Source organism: Mesorhizobium sp. P5_C1 (genome assembly GCF_054049815.1).
Genome location: NZ_JBFULQ010000793.1, coordinates 1 through 1,932 on the forward strand (window position 1 = coordinate 1; position 1,932 = coordinate 1,932).

Sequence of the window (1,932 nt, forward strand, 5' to 3'; positions counted from 1 at the left end):
CATAATGGCTATCCGGTTCCGCATTTGCGTCGATTAGGCCAGGCGCCGCAAAATCGAGTCCCACATCAACCTGAACCGGGGTACGCCAGGTCGTGCGCAGCCGGACAGGCTTGCGGCCAGGCTCTCAAAAATCCGAGAGCGTGTGTCGGACTGGCCAAGTCTCGTTCGTCCTGGGAACATCGAACAGCCATCGTGAAAGGATAATAGGATATGCCCGGCACCGTACGTTTGCATCGCGTTCTGACGACCAGCCCGGAGAAGGTCTATCGCGCCTTCGTTGAAGCGGACGCGCTGGCGAAGTGGCTTCCGCCGAACGGCTTCACCTGCACTGTCCATCACTTCGAGGCAAAGGTCGGCGGCACGTTCAAGATGTCCTTCCGCAACTTCACGACCGGCAACAGCCATTCCTTCGGCGGCGAGTATCTCGAACTCGTTCCGGCCGAACGCCTGCGCTACACTGACAGGTTCGACGATCCCAACCTGCCCGGCGAGATCCAGGTGACCGTAATCTTGAAAAAAGTGTCGGTCGGCACCGAAGTTGACATCACCCAGGCAGGCATTCCGGACGTCATTCCGGTCGAGGCCTGCTATCTCGGCTGGCAGGAGTCGCTCAGRAACCTGGCAAGGCTCGTCGAACCCGAGATCAATCAATGATAGCAGTTCCAGGACAACTGCACAGCGCAATTGCGTAAGAAACAAATAGCTGCTGCGGTAGATGCGGCGGCCGGAGACCGGCCGTCGATCAACGTCAACGCCAGCTCTCCTCTCGTTCTTGTCTTCGGCGCTAATCCGCTCGAATGTCGCGCACRCCGTGTCCCAGGCGTTGGCCGAGCACCGGAACCGCAGGAACGATGTAGCGCTATCTCACCTTGATGACGACCTTGCCCTTCGCACGCCCGCTTTCGACGTAAGCCAGAGCCTCATTGGTCGCTTCGAATGGAAAGACCCGATCGACAACCGGGCGGATGGTTCCGGATTCGATGAGAGCGGTGATCTTGCCCAGCTGATCGCCCTGCGCCCACATGAAAAGGAACGAAAACGTCACCCCACGGCGCCTGGCCTTGGTCCGAATACCGCGACTCAACAGTCGCAGTATCAATCTCAGCATCAAGTTCAATCCCTTTTCCCTGGCAAATTCGGGATCCGGTGGGCCGGAGATGGAGATGAGCTTCCCACCCGGTTTCAGCACATTCAGGGATTTTTCAAGCGTTTTGGCGTCCTGGCTGTTCAAGACGACGTCGTAGCCCGACAGGGCTTTCTCAAAATCGTCTTTCCTGTAATCGACGACGACATCGGCGCCGAGACCCCTGGCCAGATCGGCACTCGCCGCACCAGCGGTTGTGGCAATCGTCGCGCCGAGATGCTTCGCCAGCTGTATGGCGAATGTCCCCACGCCGCCGGAGCCAGCCTGAATGAAGACCTTTTGCCCCTTCTTCAAACCTGCCCTTTCGACAAGCACCTGCCAGGCGGTCAGACCGACCAGGGGGATCGAGGCCGCCTCTTCCATGCTGAGATTCTCGGGCTTCAAGGCCACGTCGGCTTCGTTGATGGCGATGATCTCGGCGAATGTCCCGATCCGGCCATCGCGCGGCCGCGCGTAGACCTCGTCGCCGGGTTTGAACTTGCGGACCTTTGATCCCACACGGTTCACCTTCCCGGCCACGTCGTGGCCCAGGATGAACGGAGGGCGATACGGCAGGATGGGTTTGAACTCCCCGGTTTTGATCTTGGAATCCAGGAGGTTCACCCCTGCGGCATGGATTTCGACCAGGACATCGTTGTCCGCGAGCTCCGGCTCGGGCATCTCGGCCAGCCGCAGAATGCCCTTCTTGTTATATTTATCGACGACGAATGCCTTCATGGCAGTGACTTTCTGAAAGGGATTTTGGTGTTTCTCATGGGCGTGAAATCTCTTGCCCCGCTGATGTTCAG

At 58.8% G+C, this 1,932-nt stretch carries 2 protein-coding genes; one reads left to right on the forward strand and one right to left on the reverse strand.

Features of this window, described 5'->3' with window-relative positions; all coding sequences use genetic code 11:
- The first annotated feature begins 210 nt into the window (after nt 1-210).
- Complete coding sequence (locus tag ACXJ7R_RS31340) at nt 211-654, forward strand: SRPBCC family protein (protein WP_457155191.1); 444 nt, start codon at nt 211-213, stop codon at nt 652-654.
- A gap of 205 nt (nt 655-859) precedes the next feature.
- On the opposite strand, the gene ACXJ7R_RS31345 is transcribed toward ACXJ7R_RS31340, so the two are convergent.
- Complete coding sequence (locus tag ACXJ7R_RS31345) at nt 860-1,861, reverse strand: NADP-dependent oxidoreductase (protein ID WP_457155192.1); 1,002 nt, start codon at nt 1,859-1,861, stop codon at nt 860-862.
- Nucleotides 1,862-1,932 lie beyond the last annotated feature (71 nt).

Coding starts and splice junctions, on each gene's coding strand:
- ACXJ7R_RS31345 (WP_457155192.1), bottom strand. CDS start 1,861: ATGAAGGCATTCGTCGTCGATAAATATAACAAGAAGGGCATTCTGCGG.